At 55.5% G+C, this 16,497-nt stretch carries 16 protein-coding genes; 6 read left to right on the forward strand and 10 right to left on the reverse strand.

The window, feature by feature from the left end:
- Positions 1 to 45 precede the first annotated feature (45 nt).
- Together PSES9_RS0117295 and PSES9_RS0117300 are read right to left on the reverse strand one after the other, a co-directional pair.
- A complete protein-coding gene (locus tag PSES9_RS0117295; RefSeq protein ID WP_010489044.1) occupies positions 46 to 1,356 on the reverse strand; it encodes an ATP-binding protein in 1,311 nt (436 codons plus the stop codon).
- Entirely contained in the window at positions 1,353 to 2,093 is a 741-nt protein-coding gene (locus PSES9_RS0117300) for a response regulator (RefSeq protein WP_010489045.1), read from the reverse strand. The genes PSES9_RS0117295 and PSES9_RS0117300 overlap by 4 nt, the downstream gene beginning before the upstream one ends.
- Positions 2,094 to 2,387: 294 nt before the next feature.
- On the opposite strand from PSES9_RS0117300, the gene PSES9_RS0117305 reads away from it, so the two are divergent.
- From PSES9_RS0117305 to PSES9_RS0117315, 3 genes are all read left to right on the forward strand, one after another.
- Positions 2,388 to 2,651: a DUF2790 domain-containing protein gene (locus PSES9_RS0117305; protein ID WP_010489048.1), complete on the forward strand. Its 264-nt coding sequence runs from the start codon at positions 2,388 to 2,390 to the stop codon at positions 2,649 to 2,651.
- A 38-nt stretch (positions 2,652 to 2,689) separates the two neighbouring features.
- A complete protein-coding gene (locus tag PSES9_RS0117310; RefSeq protein ID WP_010489050.1) occupies positions 2,690 to 2,944 on the forward strand; it encodes a hypothetical protein in 255 nt (84 codons plus the stop codon).
- Positions 2,945 to 3,013: 69 nt separating this feature from the next.
- Positions 3,014 to 4,228 carry a cytochrome c biogenesis protein DipZ gene (locus PSES9_RS0117315; RefSeq protein ID WP_010489052.1) on the forward strand — a complete coding sequence of 405 codons (1,215 nt, stop codon included), beginning with the start codon at positions 3,014 to 3,016 and terminating at the stop codon, positions 4,226 to 4,228.
- A gap of 143 nt (positions 4,229 to 4,371) precedes the next feature.
- Here PSES9_RS0117315 and PSES9_RS0117320 read toward each other — a convergent pair whose 3' ends face one another.
- The 6 genes from PSES9_RS0117320 to PSES9_RS0117345 all read right to left on the reverse strand — a co-directional run bounded on the left by PSES9_RS0117320 (position 4,372) and on the right by PSES9_RS0117345 (position 10,048).
- Positions 4,372 to 5,124, reverse strand: coding sequence for a creatininase family protein (locus PSES9_RS0117320; protein ID WP_010489055.1), 753 nt, complete (start codon positions 5,122 to 5,124; stop codon positions 4,372 to 4,374).
- Positions 5,125 to 5,403: 279 nt separating this feature from the next.
- Positions 5,404 to 6,156, reverse strand: a complete 753-nt coding sequence (locus PSES9_RS0117325; RefSeq protein ID WP_010489057.1) for a 3-oxoacyl-ACP reductase family protein — start codon at positions 6,154 to 6,156, stop codon at positions 5,404 to 5,406.
- Between the two features lie 57 nt (positions 6,157 to 6,213).
- Complete coding sequence (locus PSES9_RS0117330) at positions 6,214 to 6,990, reverse strand: alpha/beta fold hydrolase (RefSeq protein WP_010489059.1); 777 nt, start codon at positions 6,988 to 6,990, stop codon at positions 6,214 to 6,216.
- A 23-nt stretch (positions 6,991 to 7,013) separates the two neighbouring features.
- Positions 7,014 to 7,523 carry a cytochrome P460 family protein gene (locus tag PSES9_RS0117335; RefSeq protein WP_029529623.1) on the reverse strand — a complete coding sequence of 170 codons (510 nt, stop codon included), beginning with the start codon at positions 7,521 to 7,523 and terminating at the stop codon, positions 7,014 to 7,016.
- Between the two features lie 27 nt (positions 7,524 to 7,550).
- Positions 7,551 to 8,618, reverse strand: coding sequence for an alpha/beta fold hydrolase (locus tag PSES9_RS0117340; RefSeq protein WP_010489060.1), 1,068 nt, complete (start codon positions 8,616 to 8,618; stop codon positions 7,551 to 7,553).
- Between the two features lie 56 nt (positions 8,619 to 8,674).
- Positions 8,675 to 10,048 (reverse strand): epoxide hydrolase family protein, encoded by a 1,374-nt coding sequence (locus tag PSES9_RS0117345; RefSeq protein WP_010489062.1) that lies wholly within the window; start codon positions 10,046 to 10,048, stop codon positions 8,675 to 8,677.
- A 477-nt stretch (positions 10,049 to 10,525) separates the two neighbouring features.
- On the opposite strand from PSES9_RS0117345, the gene PSES9_RS0117355 reads away from it, so the two are divergent.
- The 3 genes from PSES9_RS0117355 (at position 10,526) to PSES9_RS0117365 (ending at position 14,402) form a co-directional block, all read left to right on the forward strand.
- Positions 10,526 to 13,336: a PAS domain-containing protein gene (locus tag PSES9_RS0117355; RefSeq protein WP_010489067.1), complete on the forward strand. Its 2,811-nt coding sequence runs from the start codon at positions 10,526 to 10,528 to the stop codon at positions 13,334 to 13,336.
- Positions 13,336 to 13,707 (forward strand): response regulator, encoded by a 372-nt coding sequence (locus PSES9_RS0117360; RefSeq protein WP_010489069.1) that lies wholly within the window; start codon positions 13,336 to 13,338, stop codon positions 13,705 to 13,707. The genes PSES9_RS0117355 and PSES9_RS0117360 overlap by 1 nt, the downstream gene beginning before the upstream one ends.
- A 74-nt stretch (positions 13,708 to 13,781) precedes the next feature.
- The gene (locus PSES9_RS0117365; protein ID WP_010489071.1) at positions 13,782 to 14,402 is read left to right on the forward strand and encodes a response regulator; all 621 of its coding nucleotides are present in this window, start codon (positions 13,782 to 13,784) and stop codon (positions 14,400 to 14,402) included.
- Positions 14,403 to 14,423: 21 nt separating this feature from the next.
- Here the strand turns inward: PSES9_RS0117365 and PSES9_RS0117370 are convergent, their stop codons facing one another.
- Positions 14,424 to 15,536 (reverse strand): FAD-dependent monooxygenase, encoded by a 1,113-nt coding sequence (locus PSES9_RS0117370; RefSeq protein ID WP_083840284.1) that lies wholly within the window; start codon positions 15,534 to 15,536, stop codon positions 14,424 to 14,426.
- A gap of 334 nt (positions 15,537 to 15,870) precedes the next feature.
- Complete coding sequence (locus PSES9_RS0117375; protein ID WP_010489073.1) at positions 15,871 to 16,287, reverse strand: organic hydroperoxide resistance protein; 417 nt, start codon at positions 16,285 to 16,287, stop codon at positions 15,871 to 15,873.
- Between the last annotated feature and the right edge of the window lie 210 nt (positions 16,288 to 16,497).

The following is a 16,497-nucleotide window of genomic DNA, read 5'->3' on the forward strand; positions in this document are numbered from 1 at the left end:
CAATTGGGTTTGCCCGATCAAACGATGCTCGAGTACAAAACAGCCTCAGGCATTAAGCTTCAACTCGGCACACAAACCACCGCCTTCACGATTGCTTAGAATCAACTGACCGCCAAGAGCCATTGCCAATTGCTGGGCGATCGCCAACCCCAGGCCAGTACCGCCTGTGCTGCGATTGCGTGAATTCTCTACCCGGTAGAAAGGCTGCATTACCCGTTCCAGCTCTTGCTCAGAGATGCCCGGGCCGCGATCCATGACTTTTATAGACAGCCCACCATGGGTATCTTTTCCCACCCATAGCTCAGCGGCGCCGGCAAACTTCAAAGCGTTATCGGTCAGATTAACCACAACCCGCCGCAAAGCCTGGGGACGGGTATTGATGACGACACCGCACTTGCCGTTCAGGGCTACGCTCTTGCCCATGTCTTGATAATCGAACACCAGGCTGTCGAGAAATGAATCGAGATCAATGCGTCGGCTTTCTTCAGTCGCACCGTGGACGCTTCTGGCATAAGCCACCCCTTCACGTACCAAATGCTCCATTTCGCCTAAGTCATTGCAGAGTTTTTCTCTTTCACTGGAATCATGCATAAACTCGGCGCGCAATTTCATCCGGGTAATAGGTGTTTGCAAATCGTGGGAAATAGCAGCCAGCAGATGCATGCGTTCCTTGAGGTAGGCAGCGATGCGGGCTTGCATCGCATTGAACGCCCTGGCCGCATGGGCGACTTCGGTCGGCCCTTTCTCGCTCAGTAATACCGGATGGTTGTTGGGGTCAAGATCAGCGACAGCATTGGCCAAGCGCGTAAGTGGACCAACAGCCACTCGCACGGCCAGCAAGGTGCATACAAGCGTCAACGCCAATTGCCCCAACAGCACCGCTGGCAACCAGGGCGACAACGGCACCATCGATGGCCTGACGTCAATGGTCAAGGGACTGCCATCGGCCAGTTTGAGGTGCACCTGAAAATGCTTTACCAGTCCTGGAATGTCACTAAAGCTCAGCGGGTAATCCCTCCCAATAGCTTCCTTGATTGAAGCAATGGCAATGGGTGCATCAGCCCTGCTTACATCTATTGGAACCCCTGCTGTTCCCTCATCGAGCAGGTACCTGTAGTTTCGCCGCTCAAGCTGCCTGAGCCAACCGGCCCGCTCGTTTGCAGGCAGGCGATCAAGAATGGCAACCGAAGTCGAGACATCGGTTTGCAGATTGCCGAGCATGGTGTCTTTGGCCGACTGGTAGCGCTCGTAATACTGAGCACCGAATGAAAACGCATGGGCAAACAAAAAGCCGACAATAAATATCAGCGACAATCGCGACGCCAGGGTACGGGGCCAGCGCAGGGCGAAGCTCATACCGAGTCACCCAATATTTCCACTGGCAGGGAAAACACATAGCCCTCACTGCGCACGGTTTTGATATAGGCCGGCTCGCGAGCATCGTCCAAAAGGCGCTGGCGCAGACGGCTGACCAGTAAATCGATGGAACGATCGAACAGATCAGCATCTCGGCCCTGGGTCAGGTTGAGCAACTGATCGCGGCTTAGTACCCGCTGTGGATGATCCACAAACACTCGCAGCAGACGGTACTCAGCACCGCTCAAAGCAACCATTGTGCCGTCTTCGTCAAGCAGGTGCCGGGCTGAAGTGTCCAGGCGCCAGCGCCCAAACCCGAGCAGGCGTCCACTCTCGGTGACAATCAGGTTTGGCGGCAGCATTCGCGTACGACGCAACACAGCATTGATACGCGCCAGTAATTCACGAGCAGCGAAGGGTTTGACCAGGTAATCATCAGCGCCCATTTCCAGGCCGATGATACGATCGGTTTCATCATTGCGTGCGGTCAGCATCAGCACCGGCGTAGCTTTATGCTTGCCAGCACGCAGCTCACGACAAAGCATCAAGCCATCATCTCCCGGCATCATGATGTCGAGCACGATCAAATCCACCTTGGTGGTTTCCAGAAAGGCCCTCATCTGCCGCCCCTCAGCCACAACAGTGGTGCGCAGGCCATTCTTCTTCAAGTAATTGCCCACCAGCTCACGGATCTCGCGATCATCGTCAACGATAAGGATGTGATCGACGTGTTCCATTGCGCTTGCCTCAAGAATATGCAGATGTGGTTCAGTTTATCGGGCCGTTGCGGCCCCTGCCCTTATCTCTTTGTATTGCAGTGTATCTGGCCTCGTGCTGGATACATGCAGAAGCAAAACCCTGTATTTCTCAGCTTTCTTGTATCGCTGTGTATCTAGCCCGGTCTTGGATACCTGAAGATTTATCCGCGCTGTTTTACGACACATAAGCGATAAACCCAGCGTTTTAAATAGGCTCCATCGAGGCCAAGCCCAGCGCCCCGAGTTAATCAACCATTGATTCAAGGAGCAGTCATGAACCCTAAAGCCATCGCTACCGCCGGTCTGTTTGCAGCCCTGAACATCTGTACCTTGTCCGCGCATGCAGAGGCCAAAGTCACGCCGCAAACATACAGCTACGGCACACAGCTAGATATCAGCAAGGTGCTATCGCTGACCGAGGACAATGCTCCGCAGTGCGGCATCGTCAATGCCCAGATGACCTATCTCGATTCGCACAACCAAATCCATGTTCTGGACTACCGCAAGGTTGCCGAAAACTGCAGCTCGGAAAACTGAGCCCGTAACCCTTCATTAAATTGAAACAGGACAAACTCATGAACAAGTTAAGCCGTTATATCGCCGTTGTTGCCTTTGCCGTGGCAGGTTTTGCAAGCCATGCCAATGCCGCTGTCGAGCAAAATGTATGTGGCAGCGCCAGTTGCTTTCAATTGACGCCTGTAACCAAGCAGCCCACTCACAACTTGCTAGTCGAAGATGGGGCAAGCCTCACGCCACAGGGCAGGATGCTTGCCGAGAATGGCGCTAGCCGCACCCCTCAAGGAAAGCTACTGAAAGCCGAGACGGCCTGAAGTAAGCCTGCCGGCTTGGCCACAGCGCCAAGCCGGGGCAGTACAAACGTGCATATTCAAGGTGATCCCATGATACTTATCGCTTTCTTGGGCGGCATATTGACCGTCCTGAGTCCATGCATCCTGCCTGTCGTACCCTTCATGTTTGCCGGGGCCGATCGCAAGCGCTCATCAATCCTGTTAAGCCTCGCTGGCATGGCTTTTACATTTGCCCTGATTTCCAGCCTGGCCGTGGTCAGCAGTGCCTGGGTCATTCAGGCCAGCAATAGCGGGCGTTATATCGCACTTGTGGTAATGGCATTGTTCGCCGTTTCACTGATTTCATCACGGGTCGGTGAGTGGCTGACGCGACCATTCGTAAGACTGGGCAACCGTCTCGACCCGGCAACTCGCCAAATATCCGGCCCGCTGCCATCAATCATGCTCGGCGTGGCCACAGGGCTACTTTGGGCACCCTGCGCCGGGCCGATACTCGGGGTGATACTCAGCAGCGCCATGCTGCAAGGTGCCAACGCAAACACCAGTTTGTTACTGCTGGCTTATGGTTTGGGCAGCGCCTTTTCTCTCGGCATTTTGATTTTCGCCGGCCGTGGTTTGATCAATCGCCTCAAACCCTCGATTCCGGTTACCGCCTGGTTGCGCAGAGGCGTCGGCGGCGTCGTACTGGCCAGCGCTGCAGCGATCGCTACTGGCACCGATGACAACCTACTGGCGGGCACTTCTTCGGCAGGAATAGGTAAAGTTGAAACCAGTGTGCTGCAGAACGTGCCAAAGATTGTCGATTACCTGGTGAGCAAAGTCAGAGCAGATGGTCTCAGCGATCAACCCAAAGGTGCCATGCCGTCACTGGATGGCGCGGTGCAATGGCTCAATTCCCCACCACTGAGCAAGGATCAATTAAAAGGCAAAGTGGTGCTGGTGGACTTCTGGACTTTCGACTGTATCAACTGCCGTCACACCTTGCCCTATGTGAAGGACTGGGCACAGAAATACAGCAAGGACGGGCTGGTGGTAATTGGCGTACACACCCCGGAATACGGCTTTGAGCGCATCATCGATAACGTCAAGGCCAAGGTCAAGGAGTACGGCATCACCTATCCGGTCGCCATTGACAACAACTATGCGATTTGGCGCAACTTCGATAACCAGTACTGGCCTGCACATTACCTCATCGATGCAAATGGCCAGGTGCGTTACACCCATTTTGGTGAAGGCAGCTACGACACCCAGGAAAAAATGATCCAGCAACTGCTCAAGGAGGCCAAGGCAACACCTGCGGCGTGATTCAGACAAGCGTCCTCCCCCGACAGGCCGCAAGCCAAAGCTACAACACAGGACGTTTGCTTTGCGCCCATATTGTTTTCCCTGGTTAGAACAACAACGCCCGGATAAGCCGGGCGTTGAACATTCGGACTTGCCCCGATGCCCTATAAACCCGGCGCCGGCTCCTCGCTAAAAGCCTGTAGTTCCCGAACCAGACTGCGGGCTGCCATCATCACTAACTGCCCACCTTTTTCCGGAGTGGCCAGCGATGGATCCGAGCCCATGCGGCCATCTGGATGGCGGGCACGAAAATCAGCGGCTTCACGAATCGGCCCCCAATTAGCGATCTTTGGCGAGTACTCCGCGTGCTTGATTGCATCCGGGTACGCCCACTGGGTAACAGCGATCTCGGACGGCGTTGCGTGAATTCCATGGCCAACAGGAAATTGCTCATTAGCCAGCTCGGCCACACCTTGCAGATCCCACCAGTTACACAGCTTCAAGGCAAAGCCAGCTTTGCGCCGAGCAAAACTGGCTTCGGCATAAAGTTCAGAGAAAGCCGCTTCGATCGATGCGATATTGCCTCCATGACCATTGAGAAAAAAGATCTTCTCAAAGCCATGGGCTGCCAGTGAGCGCGTCCAGTCGCCGATCGCCGCGATAAAGGTTGAAGGACGTAGTGAAATAGTGCCGGGAAATCCGAGGTGGTGTTGAGCCATTCCGATATTGAAGGTCGGAGCGATCAGAATATCTCCTGCCTTATGTGCTTGGTATGCAATGATTTCCGGGCACATCCAGTCCGTTCCGAGAAGCCCGGTAGGCCCATGTTGTTCGTTCGAGCCGATGGGCACCACAATGCTCCGGCTGCGTTGTAGAAATTGTTCGATTTCCGCCCAGGTTGATAGATGCAATAGCATGTGAGTTCTCTCTTTACAGGGCTCCATCTGGAGCAAAATGGCTGGAAGTCTGGATAATTAGGCTAAATACGGATGCCTACGAACGCAGCGCACCACAAAAGCCAACAGCGAAATGCCTGGCTCACTCCTACGAGTAGGGCTTTCCAGCCGGTTTCGAGGAGCACAAGCCCCAGCTGGAAAAGCCAATAGCTTCAATAACGGTCGATACACTTGGCCCATATTGCATGGGCCAATAACGCACCACTCACCCAGCGCCTGCGCTTTGGCGAGCAGCAAGCTTCAGGCCAAATAGCCGCCATCGACAGTCAGGCTCGCTCCGGTCACAAATGATGCGTCATCGCTGGCAAGATAAACCGCCATGCCCGCGATCTCATCTGGTGTGCCGAGCCTACCCAGTGGTACCTGAGCAACAGCCTTGTCCAGATGGGGCGCGTCAGGTGGGTTCATATCGGTAGCCGTTGGGCCAGGTTGGACATTGTTGACTGTGATTCCGCGAGGGGCGAAATCCAGGGCAAGTCCACGGACCAGACCAATCAGAGCAGCCTTGCTCATTGAATATGCGCTTGACCCCGGGAAGCCGGAGCGCTCGCCCGCAACACTGCCGATCATGATGATCCGATCTCCGCGACTCATCACCTTCGAGGCCACCTGAGCGACGATGTAAGCGGCACGCACATTGACTGCGTACATATCGTCAAACTGCTCGACACTGAAATCATCGACCGAGCCAAGCCCGAGAATACCGGCATTGTTGACCAGGATATTCAAGCCACCAAACTGCTCTATGGTTGCGGCCACGGCGTGCTCTATATCCGAGGCAAGACGGCTATCGGCCTTGATCACCAGTGCCCTGCCACCCGCTGACTGGATGTAGCTTGCAAGCGCCTCGGCTTTTGCGCTGGAGGCAGAATAGGTAAAGGCTACCGCAGCGCCCTCCTTGGCCAGTCGACGGACAATGGCGGCACCGATGCCGCGTGATCCGCCGGTGACCAATGCAACTTTACCGGCGAACCGCTGATCATGAATTGACATAACTTCAACCCTCTGTTGATTTGCGTCTCAACTAAGCCCGTTACCAGGCAGTGAAAATCACTTGGCTTGTGCAGCCTTTTCAATCAGGCGAGCGACCGGTCCAGGATTGGAAACCATCACCACATGGGAAGCGCCCTTGACCACCACTTCTCCTTTGGCCTTGGCGCGCTTGGCCATAAACACCATGGCTTGTGGAGGAATGTTCTTGTCCTTGTCTCCGTAGATAAACCAGGACGGAATATGCTTCCAGGCCGCTTCACCAGACTTTTCGTTAAGCGCCGCTTCAGTGACTGGCCGCTGCTCCGCCGCCATCAGTGCTGCCTGCGCGGCGGGAACATCGGCGGCGAACTGATCACGGAATTTGGCCTGCTTTATGTACAAGTCCTTACCGCCACTGGCCAGCGCAACAGGCTCTGCCAAGGTTGGCCCAAGCGTGCTGCCCGGAAATTTTCCGGCCAGTTCTGCGGCGCTCTCACCCTTGTCTGGAGCAAATGCACTGACATAGACCAGCGCCTTGACATTCGCGTGGTCGTTGGCCGCTTCAGTGATGACATTACCGCCATAGGAATGCCCAACGAGAACCACCGGCGACTTGATGCTCGTCAGCAGCGCCGAAACCGAGGCACCGTCACTTTTCACGCTGCGCAATGGGTTAGCCGCGGCGATGACCGGGTAACCATCTTTCTCAAGTATTTTCACCACGCCGTTCCAACTGGACGAGTCGGCGAATGCGCCATGCACCAGCACCACGGTTGGCTTGCCAGTTTGGGCAAATGCACTGGCCGACAATACCAAGCTGGCAGCCAGGGCCAGCGCAACAGATAGTTTTTTCATTTCAGTGTCCTTCGATAGTGGAGTTACGGAGCAAAACGGGTGAATACAAAGTCGTGATCACGGACCAACGCCTGATGACAGGCGAAGCAAGTCTTGTGCTGTGCCTCATCAGCGGGCTGGCCGTTGATAAACCGGCCAAAGCCCCATCCGCCTGAAGATGCATATTTCTTGGCGTCCTTGACCATCACTTGAACGGTGGTGGCTGCACCTGGAATCGAAGCGGGTTCGAACTCCGGGGACTGAACGTGCTTCCAAGCCAACTTGACCAGCACGGTGCCGTCTGGAAACGGCAAGGTATTTTTTTCATAAGCCTTGATTGCCTGCTCATTACCAAGCACCGCGCGCAACTCGTTAAGCGGTGCAGCTTCCTGAGCAGGGGCAATCAGCGGCCATTGACGATAACCATCAGGCAGGGTCACACCGTAAATCGGTGATGCCTGACTCTTCGCCGACTGGCCATCGGCAAAACCAGCCTGGCCAAGTGCAGCGGCGGCTGCACCAGAAAGCAAAATCGCCAGATGCTTGAGTTTCATAACCTGCCTCCTGTACGGGCGACCTGATCAAAGATGATCAGCGTCTATAACCGCTTGGGCGAAAGCTTGTGGTGCTTCCTGCGGCAAATTGTGGCCAACACCATCCGTTATCAGGCGGTACTCATACTTGCCCGTATAGCGCTTGGCATAGGCTTCGGCAGGTGGATGGGGCGCGCCATTTGCGTCACCTTCCATGGTGATGGTCGGCACCTTTATCGAAGGGAAAGTCGCCAGTTTCTTCTCGATAGGGTCATACTTGGCTTCGCCCTTGACCAACCCTTGACGCCAGCGGTAGTTGAAAATCGTGATGGCCACATGGTCTGGATTATCCAGGGCCGCGGCGCTGCGTTCGAAGGTGGCATCGTCGAACGCCCATTTTGGCGAAGCCAATTTCCAGATCAGCTTGGCGAAGTCGTGGGTATTTTTTTGATAGCCCGCACGGCCGCGTTCGGTGGCAAAATAGAACTGGTACCACCACTGCAGCTCGGCAGCAGGCGGTAATGGCACCTTACCTGCTTCTTGACTACCAATCAGGTAACCACTCACAGCCACAAGCGCCTTGACCCGCTCCGGCCATAGCGCCGCGACAATATCAGCGGTGCGTGCGCCCCAGTCATAGCCGCCAAGCACTGCCCGTTTAACCTTCAGCGCATCCATGAAATCAATTACGTCAGTGGCAAGCGCCGCTGGTTGACCATTGCGCAAAGTCTTATCGGACAGGAAGCGGGTCTTGCCATAACCACGAGCTTCAGGAATCAACACCCGGTAGCCTTTTTCTGCCAGTGCCGGGGCCACATCGGCATAGCTATGAATATCGTATGGCCAGCCGTGCAGCAAAATCACCACTGGACCGTCGGCTGGCCCCACTTCGGCATAGGAAACATCCAGCAGGCCCGCCTTGATATGTTTGAGCTCACCCAGGGAGGTGTGGCTCCCTACAGTGATTGGGCCAACCGTTGTTTCCGGCGTCGCGGCCGTGGCCTGGTTCCAGCCATGGGTTAAGGCACCGAACTGCAAGAGGGCAAGAGCCAGCAGCGAAGGCGCGAGTAGGCGCCGATGCGGCCTGGTTTGCTGGTTGAGCAAAGTCATCTTCATGGCAATTCTCCAATGTACAGGTTGAGTTATGGTTATCGCGAGCCGTCGCGGACGACCTATTGGCTGCTCTTGTGGCTGGCGACATTTGCAGCCGCGCGTAACGGTCGGAATGCCTTGCGCAGCTCTTCAGAGAACAGTTGAGGCTGCTCCCAGGCGGCAAAGTGGCCACCCTTGCTGACTTCACTGAAATAACTAAGCGTCGGATAGGCGCGTTGCGCCCAGCTTTTGGGTGCACGGTAAATTTCATGAGGGAACACCGTGATTGCCACCGGAACCTTGATCTCCGAGGTCCGTTGCGCAGCCGCACTGAAGTTGTTGTTGTTATTTTCCCAATAGAAGCGGGACGAAGACGCCCCCGAATTGGTCAGCCAGTAAAGACTGATGTCGTCGAGCATTTCATCACGCGTCAATACACGCTCGGGCTTGCCGTTGCTGTCTGTCCAGGCAGCGAACTTCTCGTACATCCAAGCGGCTGTTCCAGCAGGTGAGTCGGCCAGCAAATAGCCAATTGTTTGCGGCCGGGTGACCATCATTGCGCCGTAGGCTGCGTTACGCGCAAAAAAGGTGCTCAGTGAGTCATATGCTACTCGTTCCGATGCTGTAAGCCCGGCAGGCGCGGGCTTAGCGCCATTGATCGAGGCAACCAACTCCGGTGGCACAGTGGCTGGCATGTTCAGGTGGATGCCCAGCAAGCCTGCAGGTGCCAAACGACCAAGGGCATCGGAGATCACCGAGCCATGATCCCCGCCCTGTGACACGTAATGGTCATAGCCCAGACGCTTCATCAAGACGTCCCAGGCTTTGGCAACACGCTCAGGGCCCCAGCCCAGCTCCGTCGGCTTGCCAGAGAATCCGTGGCCAGGAATCGACGGAATCACCAGGTCAAAGGCGTCTTCAGCACGCCCACCGAATGCAGTGGGATTGGTGAGCGGGCCAATCGTCTTGAGAAATTCAAACTGCGAACCTGGCCAGCCGTGCGTGAGGATCAAGGGCATGGCATTTGGGTTGGGGGAGCGGACATGAATGAACTGGATGTCGACACCGTCAATGGTGGTTACAAATTCCGGTAGCGCATTCAGCCTTGCCTCTGCCTTGCGCCAGTCATAACCCTTGCCCCAATACTCGACCAATGCCTGAATCGACTTCAGCTGCACACCTTGGGTGTTATCACTTACGGTTTCCTTATCTGGCCAGCGAGTCGCCGCCAGTCGCTGGCGAAGATCAATCAGCTGTGCTTCATCAACATGCACCTGATACGGACGTATTGCTTCCGAGCCTGCTCCCTGGTCGCTTACCCCTGGGTCACTTGCGGTACCGGTTACGGCCCATGCCCCACCACTGGCACCCAGCAATACACAACTGACGGTACTAATCCTGACGGTTGAAGTCAGCCAGCGCTGCCACGTGGTGGCGGACAAAACTGCAAACATTGTGCATCTCCTTGAACATGATTGCTGGCATGCACGACCTTTGTTATCGGGCTGGCCACTGACTGTTGGTGTGAATACGCGGTTACGGCTTTTTGGCGACACCCGATGATCAAACCATGTGACTTTTGCACCGGCGATTACACGATGGTGTCGGTCGATACCTAGGTATTAGCGGCTTTGCTCAGGTGATTTGCAGCCAAGCCAAGGTCGCACTGATACTGGCCAAGGCCTGTATCTGCATTGTGTCGTTTAGGGGGGTGATTGAATCTTTGTGTAGCTCGAGTTGGGCTGGATACACTGGCTTACAAAGCCTGGGGAAATGCCAGCCAAACTCAAGGATTCCGTTAACCGGCAGCCCTTGGCTACTCGACAGTGCCGCGTTTTTTTGCGCCCAAGCGACACCAAAGTATGATGGGCGAACGCAGCCAAAAAGGTGCATTCTCATAGAGAGACGCCTGCCGAAAAACGAGAACCGACATGTCCGATGAACTCGATCGCATCCTAGATGCGTTGCCGGGTGTGGCATTCACCGCACGAGCTGATGGCGGCGTCGACTTTGTTAATTCCGAGTGGTGCGCCTACACCGGCATAAGCCGCCAAGCTGCTTTGAATTCAGGTTGGCACAAATGCTTGCACCCTGATGACCTTAATCAATTACTCGAGAACTGGCAGGTTATTCTAAGCACCGGCGAACCATGCAGCATGCAGGCCCGCCTGCAACGATTCGATGGCCATTACCGCCGGTTTGTCCTGCAAATAAAACGACTGGACGCTAATCGCGACGGTGCAAACAACTGGTGCGCAGTCGGTACCGATATCGAAGATTATCTCGATGCCAGGCCCGAGCATCAGGTCGATGCCACCTCGATCATCGACAGCATTCCTGCGATGGTGTCGTTTATGACAGCCGACGGCGAGTTGGAGCGAGTCAACCGCCAGATCGAGGACTACCTCGGCTCAACTTACGAGGAGCTGCGGCACTGGGCAGCAACCGACAGCGTCCATTGCGACGACCTACCCATGGTGATCGCCGCCTGGACTCACTCGGTCCAAACGGGTGAACCCTATGACATTGAGCACCGCATTCGTCGCGCAGACGGTGTGTACCAATGGTTCCACGTTCGCGGCTTGCCCATTCGCGATCCTGAAGGCCGAATCACCCGCTGGTGCGTACTACAGGTCAACATCGATGAACGGAAACGCGACAAGATATTGATCGCCAACGCCCTGGCCGACGTCAGGGCCTCCGAAAACAACCTGAGCAAGACCATCAATGCCGTGCCCGGTTTTCTCTGGAGCGCAGCACCGGATGGTGGTGTCATCTTTATCAATCAACGCTGGTGCGATTACACCGGAATTTCCCTTGAGAATGCACGCGGCATCGGCTGGACCGCATCGATCCATCCGGATGATGCCGAAACGCTTGGCACCTATTGGCACGGGCTTCTGCAATCGGGCCAGCAAGGTGAGTTCGAGGCCCGCCTGAGACGTTTCGACGGGGTGTACCGCTGGTTTCTCATCAGGGCAATGCCGCAATATGACGAAGCCGGAACCTTGCTGCGCTGGTACGGTGAGAATACCGATATTGAGGACCGTAAACAGGCCGAGATGCTGCTGGCCGGAGAAAAGCACCTGCTCGCGATGATGGCCGCCAATTCACCGCTGGCCCCTATTCTCGACGCGCTTTGTGAGTTGGTTGAGAGCATGTTTGCAGGCAGTGTGTGTAGCATTGTATTGACCGACCCGAAACGTCCCTCGCCCTCCCATGAAGAGCCAATCCGGCTACAGCCGGGAGCAGGTCCCAAGGTACCCGCAAGCCTAATGCCCAGTGCCGAAGGCTCACTGGCGAGTCCGGATAGCTGCCCGATTGCCTGGGCGATTGCGGCTATTGAACCGGTCATCTCAGCCGACCTGAACCAGGAAAATCGTTGGCCTGAATGGTGCAATACCGCACTCCAGCATGACCTGAAAGCAAACTGGTCGATACCGATATATTCAACTGCCACCAAGGTAATCGGGGTGCTCTCGGTGCTGTACCCCGAGCCGAAACAGCCTTCCAGCGAGCAGGCAAACCTGCTCTCTCAGTTTACCCATCTTGCCAGCATCGCAATCAATCGCGCATGGAGCGACGCTGCGCTCAAGCAAAGCGAAGCGTTTCTGGCCAAGGGTCAGCAGCTGAGTGCAACAGGGACTTTTGCCTGGCGTGTCAGCACTGACACTATCACCTGGTCGGACGAGATTTACCGCATACTCGAGGTCGATCAAGGCGTGATACCAAGCTTCGACTTGATCTACAGCCGGACCCACCCGGACGATATTTCAATGCTCAAGGATGTGGTCAGGCGCCAGCGTGAGCACGACCGAGACTTCGAGCTTGAGCAACGCTTGCTACTGCCTAGCGGCATGGTGAAACACCTGCACCTGGTCGCACACGCCATCAAGGACGAGGATGGTGAACTTGAGTATATCGGCGCGCTTCAAGATATCACCCGACGCAAGCTTTATGAGGAAGCCCTGGGCAAAGTCCGCTCGGAACTAGCGCATCTGGCCCGAGTAGCGAGCCTGGGTACTGTGACGGCTTCGATTGCTCACGAAGTCAATCAACCGCTTGCGGGAATCATCACTAATGCGAGCACCTGCCTACGCATGCTTAGCGCAACCCCACCGAATGTTGCGGGCGCCCTGGAAACGGCACGGCGCACGATTCGTGATGGCAACCGTGCCTCCGACGTTATCAAGCGATTGCGCGCCTTGTTCACAAACCGAAATATCACTCTCGAGAACGTCAATCTCAGTGAGGCAGCGCGAGAAGTGGTTGCGATGTTAACCGGCGAGTTGAAACGCAACGGTGTAGTGCTGCAAACCAGGTTTGCGGAGCCTGTGCCGATAATCAAGGGGGATCGAGTGCAGCTGCAGCAAGTTATCCTCAACCTGATAATGAATGCCATTGAAGTACTGAGCAAGATCACTAGCCGCCCTCGGCATGTAGTGGTCAGTACCACAACGGATGAGGACAGGAGCGTCCACTTCGCTGTGCAGGACAATGGCAGTGGTTTCGAATCAGCGGATGCGGAGCGTATTTTCGATGCGTTCTACACGACTAAAAGCTCCGGCATGGGTATAGGTCTTGCGATCAGCCGCTCTATCATCGAGCAACATGGAGGACAGCTTTGGGCAACACTCAATGATGGCCCAGGGGCAACATTGCGCTTCTCGATTACGCAGCAAGCCGATAGCAGCACCCCGGACCTGGATGCCAACCCTGATCACACCAAGGAGGATTTGTGATGGTAAGGCCTTTACTTGTTTGCGTAGTCGATGACGACGAGTCTGTTCGTGAATCACTCCCCGACCTGCTCAAAGAATTTGGTTTCGAGGTCCAGGCCTTCCCTTCGGCACAGGACTTTCTGCAATCCATTTACCTCGACCTGACGCGCTGCCTGATTCTTGATGTCGCAATGCCCGGCATATCGGGGCCGGAGCTGGCTAAAACACTCAAGCAGCGCGGCTACAATATTCCAACGATCTTCATCACCGCCCATGATGACGAAGCGCAACGGCCCAGGTTGATAAGCCTGGGGGCGGTTGATTGCCTGCTCAAGCCCTTCAGTGAGGCGCAATTGCTCAAGGCTCTTAGCGCAGCCCTGCCCATCAGTTAAATGTGCGGCACAATTCAACAGGAGATGACAAGGTGGACCTAAACTGTGTGCCAACCCCTAGGCGAGGAGTTGCAATGAGGGATGCCATGCCTATCGTCTTCGTGGTGGATGACGATATTTCCGTTCGCGAGTCGCTGGAATTGTTGATCCGCTTCGCCAACTGCCAGCCGGAGCTGTTCGAATCTGCCCAGGACTTTCTCAGTTATCCTGCCCCAGAGGTACCGAGCTGCCTGGTGCTGGATATCAATCTGCCTGGGCTCAATGGTCTGGATCTTCAAACCGCCATTGCTAACGAGCGTCCGGATATGCCGATCATATTCATTACCGGCTACGGTGACATCCCGCGTACGGTTCGCGCAATGAAAGCCGGGGCGGTCGAATTCCTGACCAAACCTTTCGACGACAGCGTGCTGCTCAAGGCCATCGCAGATGCACATGAGAGCAGTCGCATCGCCATGGAGCGTGAACAGTGCCTGCGTTCGCTGCGTAAGAGATACGCCAGCCTTACACCGCGAGAGCAGCAAATCATGGCGATGGTGGTGGCCGGGCATATGAACAAAGTCATCGCCGCTGACCTCGACATCAGTGAAATCACGGTCAAGGCGCACCGTGGCAAAGCCATGCGCAAGATGAAAGCACGCTCGCTGGCAGACCTGGTGCGAATGGCTGAACAGCTCAGTTCGGTGCAGAACTGAGCTGTTCGTTTGTATCACGCATCACAGTGGGGCTAACAGCGGCGTGTAGCTGCGCCTGTAAAGCTTGTCGCCAAGCAGCTTGAGAACGACATTACGTGCCATGGGCGGTAAGGCTCGCATCTTGTCACGTGCGACACATTGCTGTTGAACCCAGTCCACTCGCGGTTTTCGTCTGGCCACGTAAGCAGGCAGCGCCAGTTCAATGCGCTCACCGGCTGCGATGGCATCTGCCAACACCAGAGCATCCTCAATTGCCATCCCGGCACCCTCGGCCATGCTCGGAGACGAGGCGTGGGCGGCATCACCGATCAACACCACACGGTCCAGGTGCCAGGCATCCATCACCACTTGCTGAATACTGCCAGTATGCACTCCTGTGTGTTTTGGCATATTGGTTATCAGTGGCAATAGTGGCGCAGCAAAATCCTCGAACAAGCTCGCAAAGGCTTGCGGTTTAGCGCCCTCTCCTGCATCGCCATGATTCACTGCCATGTCGGCATAGACATAAACGTCCTCATTGCTTACGGGTATCGCAAGCAAAGTCCGCCCCTTGCCCAGCATGGCCGTCCAGTCATCTATTGCGCAGGTATTTGGTGTGATGAAGCGCCAGCAAATATTGCCAACACTAAAAGGCATCACCGTTGGAAACACCAGGCTGCGCACAGTCGAGTCAATCCCATCAGCGCCTATGACCAGGTCATAGACGTCCGTACTACCGTCAGAGAACTCCACTTTACAGCCCTTGGTGAACGGCTGAATATCAGTCAACGAGAGACCAAACCGAGTGTTTGTGCGTACCAGGGCGCCCCGAAGAATTGCTTGCAGGCTATGGCGAGGTAGAGAAAGGCAAGGCCCGCACCCATCCCAGAATTCCAGGGTTTTAGTGATACTCAATGTGCGACCACGATGATCGAGAATACGCTGGGTCAAGATGGGAATAGCAGTCTCGCACACCGCATCCAATACCCCCAGTTGTGCCAGCGCCCTGGCAACATTCCCTGGCATATACAAGCCCATGCCAGCGGAGGAGTCCTCAAGCCGACGCTCGACCAGGTCAGGCTCAAAGCCTTTTAGTTCAAGCGCCCGCGCCATGGCAAAGCCGGCAATACCCCCGCCCACTATCAAAATTCTCATATTGCTACCCGTAAATGCTGACTGATCAGGAGTGCTGGGTTGATTGCGTTGGACAAAGCCCGACTTGAGCGCAAACTCAGGCCCCCTAATCACTCAATGAAAAACAATGAGCCTGGAGACTGTTGACTGGGACAATGCGCCCCAGGATGGCGCCAGGTTGATGCTGGACTCAGTTTGAAGTCGCCGCGCGGCTGCGTGCAGGACGCTGTATCTTGAGCAACTCGCGTTACAGTGGCTTGCACACTCGATACCGATGCCCACCTGAGGCTGCCGGCTAGCCATAGGCAAGGTCCCGGCAGCCATGTACTGCTGAAGGCTTTCTTGTGCTGTGCCTTCAGACCAAATTGAGCACAACATCGATATTGCCGCGTACCGCTTTTGAATAAGGGCAAGTTGAATGCGCTGTCTCAATCAAACGCTGGGCGATATCCCGTTCGATGCCCGGCAGGCTGACGTTGAGCCGAGCCTGTAGGAAGTAGGCATCATTTCCCTGACACAGATCGACTTCTGCATCAATGGCAACTTCTGCGGGGAGCTTTACTTTACAGCTGCGTGCGGCGAGACCTAATGCGCCAACAAAGCATGCCGACCAACCTGCCGCAAACAGCTGTTCGGGGTTGGTCCCCCCGCCATTGCTTCCAGGCAAGGAATGATGGATATCGAGGTGCCCGTCGTCACTACGCGAAGTGCCACCGTCGCGTGCGCCTGTGGTGAGTACCTTGGCGGTGTACAGGATTGTTTTTGCAGTCATTTCAGAGCTCCTGATTACTTGAAAGCGCCTGCGATAAGCGCTTGCTGAATCAGAACAGAACGACTGCCCGCGATCGATTACACATAGGTATCGACAAGCCTGACGCGCCCTTGCCTGACTATCCGCCGCTTGCCATAACGTGACAAAAATGGCCCAGGCTCTCAATCAAAAGCAAACCGCCGGATACCACGACCGGTAGCAACGAGCAAA

It is taken from the genome of Pseudomonas sp. S9 (assembly GCF_000222125.1).
Lineage (GTDB): Bacteria > Pseudomonadota > Gammaproteobacteria > Pseudomonadales > Pseudomonadaceae > Aquipseudomonas > Aquipseudomonas segetis.

Bases quoted from the DNA above. Each gene is read 5' to 3' on its own strand.
- PSES9_RS0117295 (WP_010489044.1), bottom strand. From the start codon at position 1,356: ATGAGCTTCGCCCTGCGCTGGCCCCGTACCCTGGCGTCGCGATTGTCG.
- PSES9_RS0117300 (WP_010489045.1), bottom strand. From the start codon at position 2,093: ATGGAACACGTCGATCACATCCTTATCGTTGACGATGATCGCGAGATC.
- PSES9_RS0117305 (WP_010489048.1), top strand. From the start codon at position 2,388: ATGAACCCTAAAGCCATCGCTACCGCCGGTCTGTTTGCAGCCCTGAAC.
- PSES9_RS0117310 (WP_010489050.1), top strand. From the start codon at position 2,690: ATGAACAAGTTAAGCCGTTATATCGCCGTTGTTGCCTTTGCCGTGGCA.
- PSES9_RS0117315 (WP_010489052.1), top strand. From the start codon at position 3,014: ATGATACTTATCGCTTTCTTGGGCGGCATATTGACCGTCCTGAGTCCA.
- PSES9_RS0117320 (WP_010489055.1), bottom strand. From the start codon at position 5,124: ATGCTATTGCATCTATCAACCTGGGCGGAAATCGAACAATTTCTACAA.
- PSES9_RS0117325 (WP_010489057.1), bottom strand. From the start codon at position 6,156: ATGTCAATTCATGATCAGCGGTTCGCCGGTAAAGTTGCATTGGTCACC.
- PSES9_RS0117330 (WP_010489059.1), bottom strand. From the start codon at position 6,990: ATGAAAAAACTATCTGTTGCGCTGGCCCTGGCTGCCAGCTTGGTATTG.
- PSES9_RS0117335 (WP_029529623.1), bottom strand. From the start codon at position 7,523: ATGAAACTCAAGCATCTGGCGATTTTGCTTTCTGGTGCAGCCGCCGCT.
- PSES9_RS0117340 (WP_010489060.1), bottom strand. From the start codon at position 8,618: ATGAAGATGACTTTGCTCAACCAGCAAACCAGGCCGCATCGGCGCCTA.
- PSES9_RS0117345 (WP_010489062.1), bottom strand. From the start codon at position 10,048: ATGTTTGCAGTTTTGTCCGCCACCACGTGGCAGCGCTGGCTGACTTCA.
- PSES9_RS0117355 (WP_010489067.1), top strand. From the start codon at position 10,526: ATGTCCGATGAACTCGATCGCATCCTAGATGCGTTGCCGGGTGTGGCA.
- PSES9_RS0117360 (WP_010489069.1), top strand. From the start codon at position 13,336: ATGGTAAGGCCTTTACTTGTTTGCGTAGTCGATGACGACGAGTCTGTT.
- PSES9_RS0117365 (WP_010489071.1), top strand. From the start codon at position 13,782: ATGAGGGATGCCATGCCTATCGTCTTCGTGGTGGATGACGATATTTCC.
- PSES9_RS0117370 (WP_083840284.1), bottom strand. From the start codon at position 15,536: ATGAGAATTTTGATAGTGGGCGGGGGTATTGCCGGCTTTGCCATGGCG.
- PSES9_RS0117375 (WP_010489073.1), bottom strand. From the start codon at position 16,287: ATGACTGCAAAAACAATCCTGTACACCGCCAAGGTACTCACCACAGGC.